19 protein-coding genes are annotated in these 18,942 nt (G+C 60.0%); 4 read left to right on the top strand and 15 right to left on the bottom strand.

Annotated features, from left to right (window positions below; genetic code table 11):
• Positions 1-16: 16 nt before the first annotated feature.
• Positions 17-655, bottom strand: a complete 639-nt coding sequence (locus tag KUF73_RS06735; RefSeq protein WP_218437267.1) for a LysE family translocator — start codon at positions 653-655, stop codon at positions 17-19.
• A gap of 115 nt (positions 656-770) precedes the next feature.
• Positions 771-1,709 (bottom strand): LysR substrate-binding domain-containing protein, encoded by a 939-nt coding sequence (locus KUF73_RS06730; protein WP_218437266.1) that lies wholly within the window; start codon positions 1,707-1,709, stop codon positions 771-773.
• 77 nt (positions 1,710-1,786) lie between these two features.
• Between KUF73_RS06730 and KUF73_RS06725 the strand changes: the two genes are divergently transcribed.
• Positions 1,787-2,275 carry a DMT family transporter gene (locus KUF73_RS06725; RefSeq protein ID WP_218437265.1) on the top strand — a complete coding sequence of 163 codons (489 nt, stop codon included), beginning with the start codon at positions 1,787-1,789 and terminating at the stop codon, positions 2,273-2,275.
• A gap of 78 nt (positions 2,276-2,353) precedes the next feature.
• On the opposite strand, the gene KUF73_RS06720 is transcribed toward KUF73_RS06725, so the two are convergent.
• The 4 genes from KUF73_RS06720 to KUF73_RS06705 all read right to left on the bottom strand — a co-directional run bounded on the left by KUF73_RS06720 (position 2,354) and on the right by KUF73_RS06705 (position 7,091).
• A complete protein-coding gene (locus KUF73_RS06720) occupies positions 2,354-3,685 on the bottom strand; it encodes an MFS transporter (protein WP_218437264.1) in 1,332 nt (443 codons plus the stop codon).
• A 181-nt stretch (positions 3,686-3,866) separates the two neighbouring features.
• Positions 3,867-4,793, bottom strand: coding sequence for a hydroxymethylglutaryl-CoA lyase (locus KUF73_RS06715; RefSeq protein WP_218437263.1), 927 nt, complete (start codon positions 4,791-4,793; stop codon positions 3,867-3,869).
• On the bottom strand, positions 4,790-5,983 hold the full coding sequence (locus tag KUF73_RS06710; RefSeq protein WP_218437262.1) for a CaiB/BaiF CoA-transferase family protein: 1,194 nt from the start codon (positions 5,981-5,983) through the stop codon (positions 4,790-4,792). Before KUF73_RS06710 ends, KUF73_RS06715 begins: the two co-directional genes overlap by 4 nt.
• Positions 5,984-6,170: 187 nt before the next feature.
• Positions 6,171-7,091 carry a LysR family transcriptional regulator gene (locus KUF73_RS06705; RefSeq protein WP_218437261.1) on the bottom strand — a complete coding sequence of 307 codons (921 nt, stop codon included), beginning with the start codon at positions 7,089-7,091 and terminating at the stop codon, positions 6,171-6,173.
• Between the two features lie 154 nt (positions 7,092-7,245).
• Here KUF73_RS06705 and KUF73_RS06700 point away from each other — a divergent pair, with 154 nt between their 5' ends.
• A complete protein-coding gene (locus tag KUF73_RS06700) occupies positions 7,246-8,265 on the top strand; it encodes a DUF4917 family protein (RefSeq protein ID WP_218437260.1) in 1,020 nt (339 codons plus the stop codon).
• Positions 8,266-8,335: 70 nt separating this feature from the next.
• Here KUF73_RS06700 and KUF73_RS06695 read toward each other — a convergent pair whose 3' ends face one another.
• From KUF73_RS06695 to KUF73_RS06685, 3 genes are all read right to left on the bottom strand, one after another.
• A complete protein-coding gene (locus KUF73_RS06695) occupies positions 8,336-8,680 on the bottom strand; it encodes a YegP family protein (protein ID WP_218437259.1) in 345 nt (114 codons plus the stop codon).
• 105 nt (positions 8,681-8,785) lie between these two features.
• Complete coding sequence (locus KUF73_RS06690; protein ID WP_218437258.1) at positions 8,786-9,085, bottom strand: ribbon-helix-helix domain-containing protein; 300 nt, start codon at positions 9,083-9,085, stop codon at positions 8,786-8,788.
• 13 nt (positions 9,086-9,098) lie between these two features.
• Positions 9,099-9,680: a DJ-1/PfpI family protein gene (locus KUF73_RS06685; RefSeq protein ID WP_218437257.1), complete on the bottom strand. Its 582-nt coding sequence runs from the start codon at positions 9,678-9,680 to the stop codon at positions 9,099-9,101.
• 277 nt (positions 9,681-9,957) lie between these two features.
• On the opposite strand from KUF73_RS06685, the gene KUF73_RS06680 reads away from it, so the two are divergent.
• A complete protein-coding gene (locus KUF73_RS06680; protein WP_218437256.1) occupies positions 9,958-10,848 on the top strand; it encodes a DMT family transporter in 891 nt (296 codons plus the stop codon).
• A gap of 30 nt (positions 10,849-10,878) precedes the next feature.
• Here KUF73_RS06680 and KUF73_RS06675 read toward each other — a convergent pair whose 3' ends face one another.
• The 4 genes from KUF73_RS06675 to KUF73_RS06660 form a co-directional block, all read right to left on the bottom strand.
• A complete protein-coding gene (locus KUF73_RS06675; RefSeq protein ID WP_218437255.1) occupies positions 10,879-12,096 on the bottom strand; it encodes an SAM-dependent methyltransferase in 1,218 nt (405 codons plus the stop codon).
• Positions 12,097-12,249: 153 nt separating this feature from the next.
• A complete protein-coding gene (locus tag KUF73_RS06670) occupies positions 12,250-12,867 on the bottom strand; it encodes a TPM domain-containing protein (protein ID WP_218437254.1) in 618 nt (205 codons plus the stop codon).
• A 32-nt stretch (positions 12,868-12,899) separates the two neighbouring features.
• Positions 12,900-13,652, bottom strand: a complete 753-nt coding sequence (locus KUF73_RS06665; protein WP_218437253.1) for a YgcG family protein — start codon at positions 13,650-13,652, stop codon at positions 12,900-12,902.
• Positions 13,653-13,792: 140 nt separating this feature from the next.
• A complete protein-coding gene (locus tag KUF73_RS06660; RefSeq protein WP_218437252.1) occupies positions 13,793-14,398 on the bottom strand; it encodes a LemA family protein in 606 nt (201 codons plus the stop codon).
• Between the two features lie 259 nt (positions 14,399-14,657).
• Here KUF73_RS06660 and bglX point away from each other — a divergent pair, with 259 nt between their 5' ends.
• On the top strand, positions 14,658-16,949 hold the full coding sequence (gene bglX / locus KUF73_RS06655) for a beta-glucosidase BglX (RefSeq protein ID WP_218437251.1): 2,292 nt from the start codon (positions 14,658-14,660) through the stop codon (positions 16,947-16,949).
• Between the two features lie 88 nt (positions 16,950-17,037).
• Here the strand turns inward: bglX and KUF73_RS06650 are convergent, their stop codons facing one another.
• Both KUF73_RS06650 and KUF73_RS06645 read right to left on the bottom strand, forming a co-directional pair.
• Positions 17,038-18,195 (bottom strand): phosphatidylserine/phosphatidylglycerophosphate/cardiolipin synthase family protein, encoded by a 1,158-nt coding sequence (locus KUF73_RS06650; RefSeq protein ID WP_218437250.1) that lies wholly within the window; start codon positions 18,193-18,195, stop codon positions 17,038-17,040.
• A 1-nt stretch (position 18,196) separates the two neighbouring features.
• The gene (locus KUF73_RS06645) at positions 18,197-18,787 is read right to left on the bottom strand and encodes a YceI family protein (protein ID WP_218437249.1); all 591 of its coding nucleotides are present in this window, start codon (positions 18,785-18,787) and stop codon (positions 18,197-18,199) included.
• Between the last annotated feature and the right edge of the window lie 155 nt (positions 18,788-18,942).

Here is an 18,942-nt window from a genome sequence, read left to right as displayed (position 1 = left end):
ATCCCTGCGATCAGCTTCAAGCCTTGTTCGCCACCAGTCCCGGCAACGCATGCGCCAGGGCGTTGATGGCGAAACCGATAAACATGACGCCGCACAACCGGGTGATCGCCAGCTCATGGCGCTGATACAAGGTGCGCACTCGTTGCGCCCCGACCACGCCGATGAGGATAGCGTAGGCGAAAAGCCCACCGACGAAGCTCAGGAAGATCAGCCACGGCAGCATCGACCAGGTCAGCAACTCTGCGCGACTCGATAACAACGCCGTGAACGTGGCCACCGCCACCGGGTACGCCTTGGGGTTGGTCAGGCCAAACAGGATGCCATGCCAGAACGGCTGACGCGCCGGGCCCTGCGGTGCATCGGCACCACTGCGGCGTGCGCGTACCGCACGCCAACCGAGCCAGAACAGGTAGAGCCCGCTGAGCACCCCGAGGACATCGAATGCGGTGCTGCCGATTTCCCGCGCACCGACAATCGCCACCAACGCGGTGCTGCACCAGACCACATCGCCCAGCAAATGCCCACAAAGAAACCCCGCTCCCGCCCGCCGGCCATGCGCCGCACCAATGCCGAACACCGCCAGTACACCCGGCCCGGGCGTGATGCCATAGATGAAGCCGGAAGCGAGAACGGCCATAAGCAGCGACGGGGTCATGGATAGTCCTTTTTGAACTGCTGGGTGAATGGGGGCCAGTCTATAACAGGTTTTTGGGGATCGATTGACTGATCGTCGATGGACGCCGGGATTTGACCAAGCAGAACATAGAAGATCAAAAGATCGCGGCCTTCGGCAGCTCCTGCAGGGGGGTTGTGGTTTTTTCGATTTTTTTGTTCAACCAGTTCAGCGCCTGATCCCCACCCCGTCGCTTGTGCCACGCCGATACAAAGGTGAACGAGGGAATCTGGAACGGTGGTGGGACGACGACCAGTAACGACTGGTCAATGTTGCGCAAGGCGCGGGACGCAACGGTAAGGATCAAGTCAGTGCCGCTGATGAGTTCCGGGGCAACGCGCCAATGAGGCAGGCTGATGGCGACGCGACGGCGTTCACGCAAGGACGTGAGCGCTCGTTCTATTTCCGGTGTGCCGCTGCCACGCATTTCCAGCAGGACGTGGGGGCGGGACAGGTAGGTTGGCAGGTCGAGAACGCCGTCGTCGGGCACGCTATTTCGGTCAACCAGGCAGGCGTAGTGCTCTTCGAACAGCACTGTGCTACGCAGTTCGTTGGGTAGCTCGGGAAACACGCCGACGGCGATATCGATATCACCGTTGATTAGGCCTTCGAGCATGCCTTCGCGGCTGGCGTGGCTGATTTGCAGGTCGATGGCCGGCGCTTCGCGGCGCAAGGTACGGATCAAACCCGGCAAGACGATGGCGGCACCGTAGTCGGACATTGCCAGGCGAAAGGTACGTTTGGCGGTGGCCGGGTCGAAAATGTTGGGCGCCAGCAACGATTGCACCTGGGCCAAGGCTTCGGCCAGCGGCGCGATCAATTCCAGTGCTCGCGGTGTCGGCGCGAGGCCGGCGCCAGCACGCACCAGTAGCTGATCGCCGAGCAGATCCCGCAAGCGTGCCAAGGCATGGCTGACGGCCGGCTGACTCAGGTGTAAGCGCTCGGCCGCGCGGGTCACGTGTTGCTCGCTGAGCAAGGCGTCGAGGATCACCAGCAGATTAAGGTCGATGCGGCGTAGATCATTCATCTGATGCATGTTCTGAATAGCAAAACGGAATTTAAATCTGCGCGACGAATACTCTAGAGTCCAGCAAAACCTGTTGGAGACTAAACATGAGTACGTTGCATTGGGCTGGCCTGTTGTTGCTGGCGGTAATTGCCGGGGCGGTGGTGCCGTTTCAGAGTGCAATCAACGCCAATCTCGGACGCGGTTTGGGCCATCCGTTGTGGGCAACCCTGGCATCGTTGCTGGTGAGTATCGTGGTGTTGTTGCCGATCATGCTGGCGCTGCGCTTGCCGTTGCCGTCGCTGGCGTTTATCAGTAAGGCGCCGATGTGGATGTGGGCTGGCGGGGCGTTTGGGGTGTGCTTTATTTCGTTGGCGCTGGTGTTGCTGCCCAGGCTTGGGGCTTCGGGGTTCATGGCCCTGGCGTTGACGGGGCAAGTGGTTGCGTCGCTGTTGATGGACCACTTTGGCTGGTTTGGGTTGATGGAGCGGCAGATGACGTTGTCGCGGGTGTTGGGGGCGTTGTTATTGATTGGCGGGGTGGTGTTGATTCAGTTTGGTTCTGCGTCGGGTAAAGCGGTGATTGCGGCTTCTTGAAGGTCAAAAGATCGCAGCCTTCGGCAGCTCCTACAGGGATGCGTGGTCCTTGTGGGAGCTGCCGTAGTCTACGAATCGTTAGAACTTGTCGAGTGTGCGCAGCTTCTGCGGCAAGCCCCACATCAGCAGTGCTACGGCGATCAACGCGCAGACGCCAATGACATACAGCGCTGGCGTGGTACTGCCGGTCAGGTCTTTGATCCGTCCGACCATGACCGGGCTGACGATACCGCCGAACTGGCCCAAGGTGTTGATCACCGCGATCCCGCCCGCAGCCCCTGCGCCTGCACCGGCCAGCAGTTTCGGTGGCAACGTCCAGAAGCTCGGGATAGACGCAATGATGCCGGCACCGAGCAAGCCCAGCGCGACAATCAGGAACGTCGTGTGGTTGGCGAAAATTCCCGCACAGAAAAACCCGATCGCACCCACCGCCACCAGGCCGGCGACAAACTTGCGCCGCTCGCCAGAGGCATCGGACAAGCGCCCGATGACCACCATGCTGATGGCGCCGCAGATATACGGGATGGCCGTCAGCAAACCAATCATCACCGGGCTCTCGGTGCCAGCGCTGCGGATCAGTTGCGGTGCCCAGAAATTCAAGCCGTAGGACGCCACCTGAATCAGGAAGTAGATCAGGCCGAGGGTCAGGAAACCCGGAATCTTCAGCGCCGCGAGCAACGAGCCTCCACCCTTGTGCGGTTCATGGTGAGCGATGCGGCTTGCCAGCAAAGTCTTCTCCGATGACGTCAGCCAATGGGCGTCTTCGATGCGGTCCTTGAGCAAGGTCAGCACCAGCAAACCGAGGCCGATGCACGGCACGCCACCGAGCAGGAACAGCCAGTGCCAGCCGCGCATGTCCAAAAAGCCGTCGAGGTGTTGCAGCACCAGGCCAGAGAACGGCGCCCCCACCAGACCGGCAAAGGCCGACGACAGAAACAGCATTGAGGTGATGCGACCGCGATAGTGCTGCGGGAACCACAGCGTCAGGTAATACAGCACGCCCGGCGCAAAACCGGCTTCCATCGCACCGATCACAAAACGCAAGGTATAGAACTGCCATTCGCTGTTGACGAAAACCATCAACGCGGTAGCGAGGCCCCAGGACATCATGATCCGGGCGATCCAGCGCCGGGCGCCGACCTTATACAGCATCATGTTGCTCGGCACTTCGAAGATCACATAGCCGACCACGAACAACCCGGCACCGAGACCGTAGGCGGTGTCGCTCAGGCTCAGGTCGGTCTGCAACTGGAACTTGGCGAAGCTGATGTTGATGCGGTCGAAAAAAGCGAACAGGTAGCAGACCATGATCAGCGGCATCAGGCGCCAGGCGACCTTGCTGACCAGGGTTTTTTCTTCGTCGTGGCTAACGGACGGGCTCGCGCTCGCCTCCAGTGTATTCAGGCTCATTGCGGTTCTCCAGGCGGACTTCCCGTGGGTGTCCGATTGTTTTTGTTGTCTGGTTAAAGTGGTCAACGAAATGCTTTTCTGTAGGAGCCGAGCTTGCTCGCGATAGCGGTGGGTCAGTCGACATCTATGTTGAATGTCACTCCGCTATCGCGAGCAGGCTCGCTCCTACAGGGGATTAGTGTCAGGTAGGGATCGGGTGCAAATCACAATTGCGTCCCGCCTTGGCCAACTGGCCGGGTACTTCGTGGCCTAGCAGCGCCGGCAGTCCCCGCGACAAAGTCAGCAACAGCGGCAAATCGATGCCGGTGTGAATGCCGATTTCATCGCACAAATTCACCAGGTCTTCAGTGCAGATATTGCCCGAGGCACCCGGCGCAAATGGGCATCCACCGAGACCGCCCAAAGCCGCATCGAAACGTCGGGCACCGGCCTCGTAGGCGGCCAGCACGTTGCACAAACCGAGGCCACGGGTGTTGTGGAAATGCAGGGTCAAATCTGCGGGCGATACCCGCTGCAACACCCGCCGCACCAACCGGTCGACCTGTCGTGGGTTGGCCATGCCGGTGGTGTCGGCCAGGGTGATGCCCTGGATGCCGAGTTCCTGATAGGCGTCGACGATCTGCAGCACCCGGTCCTCATCGATCTTGCCTTCGAATGGGCAACCAAAGGTTGTGGCGATGCTGGCGTTGAGTCGCACCTTTGATCCGTTCACGAACCGGACGATCTCGCCGAACGCGCCCAATGAGTCTTCGCAACGCATGCGCATGTTCGCCAGGTTGTGGGTCTGGCTGGCGGACATCACCAGATTCAACTCATCGGCGCTGCACGCCAGCGCCCGTTGCGCGCCCTTGAGGTTCGGGATCAACGCCACGTAGATCACCCCCGGTTGCCGGGTGATGCCTTTGAACACCAATTCGCCATCGCGCAATGCCGGAATGGCTTTAGGCGAGACGAACGAACCGGCTTCAATGCGGCTGAACCCGGCCAGCGACAGCTGATCGATCAGGGCAATCTTGTCGACGGTCTCGACCCAGGTCGGCTCAATCTGCAAGCCGTCACGCGGGGAGACTTCCTGAACGATCAGGCGGTCGGAATAGTCAGTGATCATTGCACCACTCCTTCGAGTTTCAGGCGTTCGATGTCCGCCGCGGTGAGGCCCAGCTGCGCGAGGATGCCATCGGTGTGCTGGCCCAAACCTGGGCCCGACCAGTTCACGCCACCGGGGGTTTCCGAGAGTTTCGGCACGATGCCCGGCATCTTCACCGTGGCGCCGCCAGGCAGCTCGGCGCTGAGCAACATGTCCCGGGCCTGATAGTGCGGATCGGCAACGATGTCGGCCACCGAATAGATGCGCCCGGCCGGCACTTCGGCAGTTTCCAGCGCCGCCAGCACATCATCGATTGGCAGGCTGCTGGTCCAGTGGGTGATTGCCGCGTCGAGCAAACCGCTCTTGGCCGCGCGTCCGTCGTTGTGGGCGAATTCCGGGGCGTCGGCAAGATCCGCGCGGCCGATCACGTTCATCAACCGCTTGTAGATCGGGTCACTGTTACCAGCGATGACCACATAAGCGCCATCGGCCGTCAGGTAAGTATTGGAAGGCGCGATGCCCGGCAAGGCACCACCGCTGCGTTCACGCACATGGCCGAGCATGTCGTATTCCGGCACCAGGCTTTCCATGACGTTGAACACGCTTTCGGCCAGTGACACATCAACGATTTGGCCGCCACCCTGCCCTGTCTTGACCCGCAGCAGCGACATCAGCGCGCCGATCACCGCGTGCAGCGACGCCAGCGAATCGCCGAGGCTGACGCCGACCCGCGCCGGCGGTGAGCCTGGGGTGCCGGTGGTGTAGCGGATTCCGCCCATGGCCTCACCGATGGCACCGAAGCCCGGACGATCGCGGTACGGGCCAGTCTGGCCATAACCGGAAATCCGCACCAGCGTCAGGTTAGGGTTCAGGGCGTGCAGCACGTCCCAGCCCAGACCGAGTTTCTCCAGTGCGCCGGGGCGCAGGTTTTCGATCAGCACATCAGCACTGGTCGCCAGTTGCTTGACCAGCTCAATGCCTTCAGGGGATTTCAGATTCAGCGCCAACGATTTCTTGTTGCGCGATTGCAGGTACCACCACAGCGAAGTGCCTTCGTGCAGCTTGCGCCATTTGCGCAGCGGGTCGCCCTGACCCATGGCTTCGATCTTGATCACCTCGGCGCCGAACTCGGCCAGCATGCGCGCGGCGAACGGCGCGGCGATCAGCGTGCCGATCTCGATCACTTTGATTGCACTCAGGGGGGCAGTCATCGCGGGGGTACCTCTTGTTCTTGGAATAGGTGCCAAGGCTAGAGGACGACCGGGTGAGGAATCCAACCTTCAGTTGGCAACGGGCGTTCGCGAAACGCGAATGCTCCCTGTAGGCGCTGCCGAAGGCTGCAATCTTTTGATTGTGTTTTTAAAAGCAAAATCAAAAGATTGCAGCCTTCGGCAGCGCCTACAGGGTGTGGGTCGGTGATCCACGCAGATGCTCAAACAACATCCGGCTCACCGGCGACAGCAACGCTTCATCGCGGACCACCACGATCAAGGCGCGATCCGACCAGTCATCGGTCAACGGCACGGCCGTCAGCCCCAGCGCCCGACCAAATAATTCATAGGCCCGCTGCGGGAGGATGCCGATGCCCATGTTGGCCTGCACCATGCGACACACCGCATCGAAACCGGGCACATGGATGCGGATGCGCAAAACCTTGCCGGCCTGACGCGCTGCCGCGTGGGTGCGCATGTTGATCGAACTGGCGGCGTGCAGGCCGACGTAATCACTGTCCAGACTCTCGGCGAACGCCACCGATTCGCGCGCGGCCAATGGATGCTCGGGCAGCATCACCACCACCAGTTTGTCCTGGCGATACAGCACGCTGTGCAGGCCCTTGACGTCGCTGTCGATGGAACAGATCCCGAGATCGGCCACGCCATCCAGCACACCCTGAATCACCCCGCTGCTGGGCCGTTCTTCGAGGTCGGTCTTGACCTGTGGATGGCGTTCGGAAAAGTCCCTCAGGTCTTCCGGCAGAAACTGGATGATCGCCGACAGGTTGGCGAGCATCCGTACATAACCCCGCACCCCGTGGCTGTGCTCGCCCAGCTCAAGGCCCATTTTTTCCACGTTGAACAGCATCTGCCGGGCATGGTGCAGCAAGGTTTCACCCGCCGGCGTCAGCGTCATGCCCTTGGCCTGACGCACGAAAAGACTGATGCCCAGCGCTTCTTCCAACTCCATCAAACGCTTGCTCGCCGCCGACACCGCAATCGCTTCACGCGCGGCGGCACGGGTCAGCGTGCCCTCTTCGTGGACAGCGACAAACAGTTGCAGAGTGATCAGGTCGAGGCGGCGGATCAGGCTTTTTTGCAGCATCAGGAACTCGGTAGTGTCGGCTCGGACGAAGTCGCAGCATAACGTTCTTCACCGACGTCGTGCCTGGGGTTAAAACGCGCGGCGGAAATTTTCCTGGCACGCTCGTGATAAAGTCGCCGCCCATCAGCCCTTTCGCTTTGAGACGACAAACGCAATGACCGATTTCCAGGATGTCGACGCCCAACTTGAAGACTGGAACGTCTTGCGCACCAGCGCAGCGTTCGGCGGCCTGCTGGTGGGCAACGGCGCCAGCCGCGCGGTGTGGGACGATTTCGGCTACGACTCGCTGTTCGAGAACGCCCGTACCGTGGAAGAAAAACCGCTGAGCCAATCGGAACTGAGCGTTTTTGACGCCCTGCAGACGCGCAGTTTCGAACAAGTGCTGAGCGCGTTGAAAACCACCAGCCGCGTCAACAAGGCCCTGGCGGTCAGCTCTGCCGCACCGCGCAATCGTTACTACGCGATCAAGGAAGCGCTGATCAACAGCGTGCATGCGGTGCACATTCCGTGGCGACTGGTCCAGGCCTCGAGCCTGACAACGATCAGTCAGGAACTGGCCACCTATCGCACGGTGTTCACCACCAATTACGACTTGCTTAATTATTGGGCCATTCAGCAGCAACCTGACGCGATCAGCGATCTGTTCCAGGGGAACGAACCCGGCTTCGACCTGAGCGCCACTGCTACCGATAAAACCCGTTTGTTGTACTTGCACGGCGGCCTGCACCTGGTGCGCAATCAGGACGGCACGGCGCGCAAACTGATGTCGACCGAAGGCACATTGCTGGGCAGTTTCGCCATCAACAACACGATCAAGACCCTGGACGACGTGCCGCTGTTCGTCAACGAAGGCCCGAGCGCAGACAAGCTCAAGACCATCCGCAGCTCGGATTATTTGTCGTTCTGCTACGACCAGTTACTCGGTCATGGTGATGGCTTGTGCATCTTCGGTCATGCGTTGGGCGAGCAGGACAGCCACATCGTGCATGCCTTGCGTCAGGCGCAACCGAAGGTGGTGGCGATATCCATCTACCCGCGCAGCAAGGCTTTTATCCAGCATCAGAAGCGGCATTACGCGAAGGTGTTTGAGGGGACTGGCGCCGAGTTGCGGTTTTTTGATTCGAAGAGCCATGGGCTGGGCAGCCCGAAGCTGACCGTTCCTGTAGAGGTCTGAAGCGAGATCAGAAGATCGCAGCCTGCGGCAGCTCCTACAGGGATTGATGCAGGCTGCGATCTTTTGATTTTTAGAGTACCGGCAAGGTCTTGTCCTTGATAACGGTAGTGTGACCGGTGGCCTTGACGCTGGCGATGCCTTTTTCCATTGCGGCATCGGAGGCATAGGCTTCGCTGCTGCCGATGATTTCGTGGTTACCGGCCTTGAGATTGAAATAAGGATGGCCATCTTTGGTCGTTTTCTTTTCAAAACGCTCATCCAGCGGGCTGTTGGCCTGGACCGAGGCGATGCCTTTATCGGCGGCGGCGCGGGTGGTGTACAGCTCGCTGGTCAGAATGGTTTCGGCATTCGCCGCTTTCAACACAAACCTGAACTGACCGTTGATGCTTTTGCTCACTTCATACCATCCGGACATGCTCTTTCTCCTGGGCGATTGAGAGTTGCGCGCTTCAGAGTAAAGACCACCAGGCCAGCAAGATCAAAGGACCGTTCGGGCCGCGTTCGGACGATCTTTTGCTTTTCACGCTGTTCGAACCACCGCCATCTGAGTCACCGAAGCCCGCCGCTGACTCAAATACCGCGTACAACTCACCCGCAAAAACGAGGCGAAATTCACCACCTCGCCGCGGTAGTCCATCACCTCTTCATACAGCTTGGCGATCAACTGGTTAGTGGTCATGCCGTCGACCTCGGCGATTTCGCTGAGGATGTCCCAGAACTGATTCTCCAGCCGCAGGGTGGTCACCACCCCGCAGATGCGCAGCGAGCGAGAGCGCGATTCGTAGAGAATCGGGTCGGCTTTGACGTAGAGCTCGCACATGGAAGGTCCCTCGTTACAGCGTGATTTTGGTGCCCAGCAACCCGAGGAAACCCGCGAGCCATTTCGGGTGGGCGGGCCATGCCGGCGCTGTGGCCAGATTGCCTTGAACGTGGCCGTCCGTCACCGGGATATCGATGAACGTACCGCCCGCCAGGCGTACTTCCGGCGCGCAGGCCGGGTAGGCGCTGCACTCACGCCCTTCGAGGATCCCTGCCGCTGCCAGCAGTTGCGCACCGTGGCACACGGCGGCGATCGGCTTGCCGGCCTTGTCGAAGTCCCGCACCAGTTCCAGGACTTTTTCGTTCAAGCGCAGGTACTCCGGCGCACGACCGCCGGGTACTAGCAGTGCGTCGTAATCCGCCGCTGCAACCTTGGAAAAATCGAAGTTCAGGGCAAACAGGTGACCGGGTTTTTCGCTGTAGGTCTGATCGCCTTCGAAGTCATGAATCGCCGTGCGCACAGTCTGGCCTGCGGTTTTGTCCGGGCAAACGGCATGCACCGTATGGCCGACCATCAGCAGCGCCTGGAATGGCACCATCACTTCGTAGTCTTCGACGTAATCGCCAACCAGCATCAGAATTTTTTTAGCAGCCATGGGGAGGACTCCTCTGGAAAAACGTGGGCATGCGGGAGTATTCAAGGTAGTCCTTAATCAGCCAGGCAGGTAATAACCGCCTACTACGCCGATCAATGTAGGAGCTGCCGAAGGCTGCGATCTTTTGATCTTGATGTTAAAAATAAAATCAAAAGATCGCAGCCTTCGGCAGCTCCATAACTGTACGGATATTTCTGTGAACAGCTGTAAGCGAGAAAATCAGCGGTTTATGGCTAGATGAGGACTCTTCCCGTCATCCTGAATTCTGGTTGCCATCATGTCCTCCCGCGAAAACACCGGCATGGCCCTGGGCCTGCTCGGCGTTGTGATCTTCAGCCTCACCCTGCCCTTCACACGGATCGTCGTGCAGGAACTTCATCCGCTGCTCAACGGCCTTGGCCGTGCGCTGTTCGCGGCGGTTCCGGCGGCGTTGCTGTTGCTCTGGCGCCGTGAGAAATGGCCGACCTGGAAACAGATCAAAGGCCTGACGCTGGTGATTGCCGGGGTGATTCTCGGCTTCCCGGTGTTGTCGGCCTGGGCCATGCAGACGCTGCCGGCGTCCCACGGCGCATTGGTCAACGGTTTGCAGCCGCTGTGCGTGGCGTTGTACGCCGCGTGGCTGTCCCATGAACGTCCATCGAAAGCGTTCTGGGCCTGCGCCGCGTTGGGCAGTGCGCTGGTACTGGGTTATGCGCTGATCAGCGGTGCCGGCAGCATTCAGGCCGGTGACTTACTGATGCTCGGAGCGATTGCGGTGGGCGGCCTGGGGTACGCCGAGGGCGGCCGGCTGGCCAAGGAAATGGGCGGCTGGCAGGTGATCTGCTGGGCGCTGGTGCTGTCGACGCCGTTATTGATCGGACCGGTGGTGTACCTAGCACTGCAACATCAGGGCGAGATCTCCACCAAAACCTGGTGGGCGTTTGGTTATGTCTCGCTGTTCTCGCAGTTCATCGGTTTCTTCGCCTGGTATGCCGGGCTGGCCATGGGTGGCATTGCCCGGGTCAGTCAGATCCAGTTGTTGCAGATCTTCTTCACCATCGCTTTTTCAGCGTTGTTCTTCGGCGAGCACGTCGAGCCGATTACCTGGCTGTTTGCTGGCGGGGTGATTTTGACTGTGATGCTGGGGCGAAAAACCGCAATCAAACCCGCCCGCGTAGCCACCGCCTAACCTGTAGGCGCTGCTGCAGGGGTTGTGTCGTTAACTCAAATAGCCGTCAGCACGCAGTAACGTTTCCAGGCAATGGTCGGTGATCTGGTAGAAATCCTTCAGTTCCTGGATTTTCGCCAACAGCTGGGCCGGATCGATCAGCTCGGCGCGTTTGACCGCCAGGATCATCTTGTTCTTGTTGGTATGGTCCAATGAGATGAACTCGAACACTTTGGTCTCGTAACCACAGGCTTCGAGGAACAGCGCACGCAGACTGTCGGTGACCATTTCCGCCTGCTGGCCCAAGTGCAGCCCGTATTGCAGCATCGGTTTGAGCAGCGCCGGGCTCTGGATTTGCAGGCGAATCTGTTTGTGGCAGCACGGCGAGCACATGATGATCGAGGCGCCGGAGCGGATGCCGGTGTGGATCGCGTAGTCGGTGGCGATGTCGCAGGCATGCAACGCGATCATTACGTCCAGCTCGCTCGGTGCCACGCTGCGCACGTCACCACACTTGAACACCAGCCCCGGATGCTCAAGTTTTGCCGCCGCTGCGTTGCACAAGGTGACCATGTCTTCACGCAGCTCGACGCCGGTCACTTCGCCTTCGGCCTTCAAGGTATTGCGCAGGTAGTCGTGAATGGCGAAGGTCAGGTAGCCCTTGCCCGAACCGAAGTCCGCCACACGTACCGGTTTGTCCAGCGCCAGCGGCGACGAGGTCAGGGCATGGCTGAAGACTTCGATGAACTTGTTGATCTGCTTCCACTTGCGCGACATGGCCGGGATCAGCTCATGTTGCTTGTTGGTCACGCCAAGGTCGGCGAGAAATGGCCGGCTCAAGTCGAGGAAGCGGTTTTTCTCGCGGTTGTGCTCGGCGGACGGCACTTCGCGCAATTGCTGAGGTTTGCTCTTGAACAGCGATGGCTTGCCCTTTTTGCTGTATTCGAGCTGGGCTTCATCGGTCAACGCCAGCAAATGCGCATTTTTGAACGACGCTGGCAGCAATGAGGCAATGGTCTCGACGCCTTCGGCCAGCGGCAGGTTTTTGGTGATGTCGCGGGTCTTGTAGCGATAAACGAAAGACAGGCACGGCTGCGCCTTGACCGTGACCGGTTTGATGATGATCCGCTGCAAGTCCGCTTCGGTGCCTGCGTACTTGGCCAGCACGAGCTTTATGAAGGCGTTGGCATCGAGGCTGGTTTGCAACAGGTCGATGAACTGGGCGTGTTGATCCGGCGCGAGGCTGGCGGGAGTGGCGGTGACAGACATGGAAGAACGGCCTCAGGGCGGTGCGGATCGGGGAATGGCGGGTATTTTAGGGGGGATGCGGGTTTGGAACACGCAGTTATTTACGAACGGTGCAGAATCAAAAGATCGCAGCCTGCGGCAGCTCCTACAGGAGGCCGAGTTCGATCTTTTGATCTACCCCAACACCACCAACCGATTCGGCAACTCATTACGTACGTGCGTGACGGGCACATGCACCTTGAGCAACTCACCGCACGCTTCGACGCAGCTGACAAAGCCTTGCAGGGTCTGCCCTTGCCGCACTTGCTGGGTGAATGCCGCGACAATCACGTCCCAGTTTTTGTTGTCCAGGCGGCTGGAAATCCCCTCATCCACCAGGATCTCCACATAGCGCTCGGCTTCGCAGACGAAAATCAGCACGCCGGTGCTGCCCACGGTGTGATGCAGGTTTTGCTCCAGGAACTGCCGACGCGCCAGGTTTGAGGCGCGCCAGTGGCGTACGGAACGCGGGATCAGGTGGGTGGTGATTTTCGGCAGCCGGAACACCAGGCACAGGACGATGAAACTGACCCACTGCACCAGCAACAGACTGTGCAGGGTCAGCCAGCCTGTCAGGTAATGCACGATTCCCGGCACCACCAGCGCCAGCAGGCTGGCCCAGAGCAGCGGGATGTACGCGTAGTCGTCGGCGCGGGCCGCGAGTACGGTCACCAGTTCGGCGTCGGTGTCGCGTTCGACCCGGGCAATCGCCTCGGCAACTTTGCGTTGTTCGTGTTCAGTCAGTAATGCCATGTCTTGAAAATGCCTGTTCGCTATTGTTTTTATCACCAGCCGCCCGACGAACCACCGCCACCGAAACTGCCCCCGCCGCCGCTGAAGCCGCCTCCACCGCCGCCGCCAAAACCGCCACCGCCGAAACCACCTCCGGAACCGCCCGAACCACCGCGACCGGCGGGAAGGATACCGATCATCTGGCAAACAAAAACAGTCAGGATGAACAACAGCACCAAAAATACGAACAAGCCAGGATGCCGCGAGACGAAATCGTCGCCAGGGTCGCCGTTGGAGTCATACACCGTCGACGGCTCGTCCAGGGGATTGCCGCCCAGCACCACCAGCATCGCCGCAACGCCGTCGCTGATGCCTTTGCTGTAATTGCCGGCCTTGAATGCCGGGGTGATTACCTGATTAAGGATCACCGAACTCTGCGCATCGGTCAGGCGATCTTCCAGGCCATAGCCGACTTCGATGCGCAGTTTGCGCTCGTCCCGGGCGACGATCAGCAGTGCGCCGTTATTCTTGTCCTTCTGCCCGATGCCCCAGTAGCGCCCCAGTTGATAGCCGAAATCGGCAATGTCTGTGCCCTGCAAGTCTGGCAACGTAACGACTACCAACTGTTCGCCGGTGGTTTTTTCGTGGGCCTGAAGCTGTTGAGCAAGCTGCTCGCGCACCGCCGGCTCGATCATCTGGGCGTTATCCACCACCCGTCCGGTCAGCTCCGGGAACTTCAATTCGGCCTGGGCCGTCAGGGCAAACACCCAGAGCCACAGCACCAGGCCCACTTTCAATATGCGCATCGGCAACACATCTCCCAAGCCCGGCCCGGTAGGAGCTGCCGCAGGCTGCGATCTTTTGATCCTAATCTTTTGATCTTTTCTCAATCGTTGAAAAACAAGATCAAAAGATCGCAGCCTTCGGCAACTCCTACAGTGTTCATTCAGAATTTCACTTGCGGTGCCTTTTCCGAACCCGGCGTGGCTTCGAAGGTCTCGCGAACCGGCAGGTTGCTGTACATCACGCTGTGCCAAAGGCGGCCGGGGAACGTGCGGATTTCAGTGTTGTAGTTCTGCACGGCCAGGATGAAATCGCGCCGGGCCACGCTGATCCGGTTTTCAGTGCCTTCCAGTTGCGATTGCAGCGCGAGGAAGTTCTGGTTGGCTTTCAGGTCCGGATAACGCTCGGACACCACCATCAAGCGACTCAAGGCACCACTGAGCTGATCCTGAGCCTGCTGGTACTGTTTGAGTTTCTCGGGATTATCCAACGTAGACGCATCGACCTGGATCGAAGTGGCCTTGGCCCGGGCCTCGATCACTGCGGTCAGGGTCTCTTCTTCGTGTTTGGCGTAGCCCTTGACGGTTTCCACCAGGTTGGGAATCAGGTCGGCACGACGCTGATACTGGTTCTGCACCTGCCCCCAAGCGGCCTTGGCCTGCTCATCGAGGGTCGGGATGTTGTTGATGCCGCAGGCGGTCAGCAACGTCGCCAGCACCAGCAACGTGGCAATTTGCAGCCTCGACCGGTGGGTCTGTCGTACATTCATCAGAGTGATGCTCCCTACACATTTCATGGAAAAAACAACCGGCAACCCTCTCGGCCGGCTCTTCGGGCATAATCGGCCGCGCCACTGGATTGCATCGGGGCAATGGGCTAAAAGATGCCCTGCGCGAAACGTATCCGGACTTCGGCTGACGTTTTTTTGCTGGCGTTTTTTGAGTCAGCACCCGAACAACAATAGACGCTCCCTAAATTTTGGCTGGCCGGCGTGTACATCGCCGTTTGGGCCCTTGAGAAAACTATTCATGAAGAAGCTGTGTTTGCTGGGCCTGTTCGTCAGCCTGGCCAGTCATAACGTATTGGCCGCCACGACGCCCGCACCCCTGGAGAACAAGGACGCCTTCATCAGCAACCTGATGAAGCAAATGACCCTCGATGAAAAAATCGGCCAGTTGCGCCTGATCAGCATCGGCCCGGAAATGCCCCGTGAGCTGATCCGCAAGGAAATCGCCGCCGGCAACATCGGCGGTACGTTCAACTCGATCACCCGCCCGGAAAACCGTCCGATGCAGGACGCGGCCATGCGCAGCCGGTTGAAGATCCCGATGTTCTTCGCCTATGACGTGATCCACGGCCACCGCACCATTTTCCCGATCCCGCTGGCCCTGGCGTCGAGCTGGGACATGGACGCCATCGGCCTGTCCGGGCGCATCGCCGCTAAAGAAGCCGCGGCTGACAGCCTCGACCTGACGTTCGCGCCAATGGTCGACATCTCCCGCGACCCACGCTGGGGCCGCACGTCCGAAGGTTTCGGTGAAGACACTTACCTGGTGTCGCGGATTGCCGGCGTGATGGTCAAGGCGTTTCAGGGCTCTGGCCCGAACGCGGCCGACAGCATCATGGCCAGCGTCAAACACTTCGCCTTGTACGGCGCAGTCGAGGGCGGCCGCGACTACAACGTGGTCGACATGAGCCCGGTCAAGATGTACCAGGACTACCTGCCACCGTACCGCGCGGCGATTGATGCCGGTGCTGGCGGGGTAATGGTTGCGCTGAACTCGATCAACGGCGTGCCGGCCACCGCCAACACCTGGCTGATGAACGACCTGCTGCGCAAGGAGTGGGGCTTCAAGGGCCTGGCGGTCAGTGACCACGGGGCGATCTTCGAGCTGATCAAGCATGGCGTCGCCGCTGACGGTCGCGAAGCCGCGAAGCTGGCGATCAAGGCTGGCATCCACATGAGCATGAACGACACCCTGTATGGCAAGGAACTGCCGGGGTTGTTGAAGGCTGGCGAGATCAAGCAGAGCGACATCGACAACGCTGTACGTGCAGTGTTGGACGCCAAATACGACATGGGCCTGTTCAAAGACCCGTACCTGCGCATCGGCAAGGCTGAGGATGATCCGGTCGACACCTACGCCGACAGCCGCCTGCACCGCACCGAGGCCCGTGATGTCGCCCGTCGCAGCCAGGTGTTGCTGAAGAACCAGAACGAAACCCTGCCACTGAAGAAAACCGCGAAGATCGCCTTGGTCGGTCCGCTGGCCAAGGCGCCAATCGACATGATGGGCAGTTGGGCCGCTGCGGGTAAACCGGCGCAATCGGTCACCCTGTTCGACGGCATGACCAACGCCCTCGGTGCGCAATCGACGCTGATTTACGCCCGTGGTGCCAACATCACCAGCGACAAGAAAATCCTCGGTTACCTGAACTTCCTCAACTTCGATGCCCCGGAAGTGGTCGATGACCCGCGTTCGGCGGATGTGCTGATCGACGAGGCTGTGAAAGCGGCCAAGGATGCCGACGTGGTGGTTGCAGCCGTGGGCGAGTCCCGTGGCATGTCCCACGAATCGTCGAGCCGTACCGACCTGAACATCCCGGAAAACCAGCGAGCGCTGATCCGCGCCCTGAAAGCCACCGGCAAGCCGCTGGTACTGGTATTGATGAACGGCCGTCCGCTGTCGATTCTCGAAGAGAAAGAACAGGCTGACGCAATCCTGGAAACCTGGTTCAGCGGCACCGAAGGCGGCAACGCCATTGCTGACGTGCTGTTTGGCGACTACAACCCGTCGGGCAAACTGCCGATCACCATCCCGCGCTCGGTGGGGCAGATTCCGACTTACTACAACCACCTGAGCATTGGCCGGCCATTCACGCCGGGCAAACCGGGCAACTACACCTCGCAGTACTTTGATGACACCACCGGCCCGCTGTTCCCGTTCGGTTTCGGCCTGAGCTACACCGACTTCAGCCTGAGCGAGATGGCCCTGTCGTCGACCACGCTGAACAAGACCGGCAAGCTCGACGCCAGCGTCACGGTGAAAAATACCGGCAAGCGTGACGGCGAAACCGTGGTGCAGCTGTACATCCAGGACCTGACCGGCTCGATGATCCGCCCGATCAAGGAACTGAAAAACTTCCAGAAAGTGATGCTCAAGGCCGGCGAAGAGAAAGTCGTGCACTTCACCATCACTGAGGACGACTTGAAGTTCTACAACACCCAGCTCAAGTACGCGGCGGAACCGGGCAAGTTCAACGTACAGATCGGCCTGGATTCTCAGGACGTGACGCAGCAGAGTTTTGAGTTGCTGTAACCGTTAAAAGCAAAAGATCGCAGCCTGCGGCAGCTCCTACAGAGATCAATGTAGGAGCTGCCGCAGGCTGCGATCTCTTGATCTTGCTCTACCCCCTCCGATCCAGCAGATTCACCACCAGCCGATCCACCCATCCCCACACCCTCTGCTTCACCCGCCGCCACAATGGCCGGCGCTGCCACGCCTCCAGGCTAACCTCCTGGCTCAGCGCAAAGTCATGCTCGAAACTCGCCGCCACCGCCCGGGTCAGCCCAGGGTCCAGCGCTTCGAGGTTGGCTTCCAGGTTGAAGCGCAGGTTCCAGTGATCGAAATTGCACGAGCCAATGCTCACCCAATCATCGATCAGGACCATTTTCAGGTGCAGGAAACACGGCTGGTACTCGAAAATCTTCACCCCGGACTTGAGCAAGCGCGGGTAGTAGCGATGCCCGGCGTAGCGCACGGAAGGGTGATCGGTGCGTGGCCCGGTCAGCAGCAAACGCACATCCACACCTCGACCGGCCGCGCGGCGCAGTGAGCGGCGGACTTTCCAGGTCGGCAGGAAATACGGCGTGGCCAGCCAGACTCGCCGCTGCCCGCTGTTCAAGGCACGCACCAGCGATTGCAGGATGTCCCGGTGCTGACGGGCGTCGGCATAGGCGACCCGACCCATGCCCTCGCCCGCCGATGGCACGCGGGGCAAACGCGGCAAGCCAAAATGCGAGGCGGGTTTCCAGGCGCGGCGATGGCGGTTGGCGATCCATTGGCGGTCGAACAGCAACTGCCAGTCGAGCACCAGCGGGCCGGTGATTTCCACCATCACTTCGTGCCACTCACTGACGTCCTCGCCCGGCGTCCAGAACTCATCGGTAACGCCAGTGCCGCCGACCACGGCCATGCATTGGTCGACCAACAGCAGCTTGCGGTGATCGCGGTAGAAGTTACCGACCCAGCGCCGCCAGTTCAGGCGATTGTAAAAACGCAGTTCCACCCCGGCGGCCATCAGGCGCTGCCGCAGGTTCAGGGTAAAGGCGAGGCTGCCGTAATCATCGAACAGGCAACGTACCCGCACGCCACGTTCGGCGGCCTGGGTCAGTGCCTGGACCATGGCCTCGGCACAGGCGCCCGCCTCTACTAGATACAGTTCCAATTCGACTTGTTCTTCGGCGCGAGCAATCGCTACCAGCATGCGCGGGAAGAATTGCGGGCCGTCGATCAGCAACTCGAAGCTGTTGCCTTCCCGCCAGGGAAAAACCGGGCCGGCCATGTCAACGCGCCGTGAAAATCAGGACGGCACCCACCGGCACCGACAAGCTGATGGCCGACAGACCGGCCACCTTGCGCAACGACTCCAGAGCCGGCACCAGGTCAAAGTCTTCGGCATTGATCACCAGCGGCTCCAGGGTCACCACCTGAAAGCGTCGATCATCGAGGCGAGTCGCCAGCAGTTCGGCGTCGTAGGTGTGTTGCTTGCCGTGCAGGTCGACGGTCAACGGCAAGCGCAGTTCCAGTTGCGCACCGGGGGCGAGGTCGTTGATCGGGCGCAGATCAATCTGCGTGGTGATCAGCGCTTCAGGAAATTTTTCAATCTCGAACAGCTCTTTGCGCATGCGTTCATCGCGCAACGGGACGCCGCTGTTGATCGAATCGAGCTCGACTTCCACCTCGGCGACGCCTTTGGGATCGACTTTGCCGTGTAACACCAGAAAGCGCTGCACTTCGGAAACATTGGCGTTTTTGGTGCTGACGAACGACAGCCGCGAGGATTCGCCATCGAGGTACCAATCGGCATGGGCCGACAGCGAAGCGCTGGCCAACAGCAGAATAGCGAGGGTTTGGGAGACGGACCGCTTGAACATAAAGACTCGTGAGGCAGATGAACCTGTGCTGAACCTTAACTGCCCGTAGCGCTATTGCAAACCGAAGATCAAAAGATCGCAGCCTGCGGCAGCTCCTGCAGGGATTTGTATCGCGATCAAAATTTTGCGGCGTGATCCGATCCTGTAGGAGCTGC

It is taken from the genome of Pseudomonas sp. PD9R, from assembly GCF_019200975.1.
Taxonomy (GTDB): Bacteria; Pseudomonadota; Gammaproteobacteria; order Pseudomonadales; family Pseudomonadaceae; genus Aquipseudomonas.
This window is presented reverse-complemented; position numbering and strand designations above follow the sequence as displayed.